Source organism: Micromonospora sp. ATLC16, from assembly GCF_057196645.1.
The window spans coordinates 1-894 of record NZ_JBXUOW010000170.1 but is presented as its reverse complement, the minus strand read 5'-3'; the positions used below and the strand labels follow the sequence as shown (position 1 = coordinate 894).

1 protein-coding gene is annotated in these 894 nt (G+C 68.2%); it reads right to left on the bottom strand.

The window, feature by feature from the left end; genetic code table 11:
• Positions 1–22: 22 nt before the first annotated feature.
• Positions 23–894, bottom strand: an 872-nt coding sequence (locus AC2CHE_RS26900) for a transposase (protein WP_484507619.1), incomplete at its 5' end; no start/stop codon positions are given.

Sequence of the window (894 nt, the reverse complement as noted above, 5' to 3'; positions counted from 1 at the left end):
CTAGTACGGCAGCCGCCATTGGCTAGTTGACCAGGGCGTATTCGCGGTTGAGTCTGGTGCGTTGGTGGAACCAGCGGGCGCGGGCTTGGTGGCGGCGTCGCCAGGTGCTCCAGTGCTCGGCGTGGCCGGGCGGCGTCGGCCGGTGTTGGAGGCTGGCCAGGAGTCGTCGGGTTTCGGGGACGGTCAGGGGGATCAGGCCGGGCTCGGCCGGTGGTGGCTGGTCAGGTGTGTTCGGTGGTGGCGCCTGGGTGTCGGTGCGGTATCGCAGGTCAGCGGCGGTGACCGCGCAGATGGCGAGGGCGGCCATGACCAGCACGGTGTGCCGGGCGATCGCGGTGTACAGCCGAGCTTGGCACTGGTCCAGGCCGAAGTGGTCCTTGCCGAACTCGAAGTCCTCCTCGACCGGCCAGCGCAGTCCGGCGGCGCGGATCAGCCTCGTCTTGGTCACCTTCTGCCCTTCGGGCACGTAGCAGTAGTGAAAAGCCAGCTCGCCGCTGCGCAGGTGACGGCGGATGAGCAGATGATGCCGGGGTGAGGCGGTGGCGATCCACGCCCAGGCATACCAACGCGCCCCTTTCGACCCCGTACCAGCCGACCGGACCTCCCACCGACGCGTGTCCTTGACCAGCCGTTCGACGGCCTGTGCGCAGGTCAGCTTCGCCCCCGAGGGCAGGCTGGTCATGAAGGTGGAAGCGACCCGCAGCACGTACGCCTGCTGGTGCTGTTCGAAGAACTCCCGCAACTGCGTGCAGCCTCCGTAGACCTCGTCCCCGCAGACCACATCCACGCGCACCCCGTCGGCGTACGCGTCGGTGCAGATGTCGATCGCCAACTGCCCCTTCGTGCGGAAGCGCAGGTCAGCCGGTATCCCTGTTCCACGGGCGGTGTCTTCGT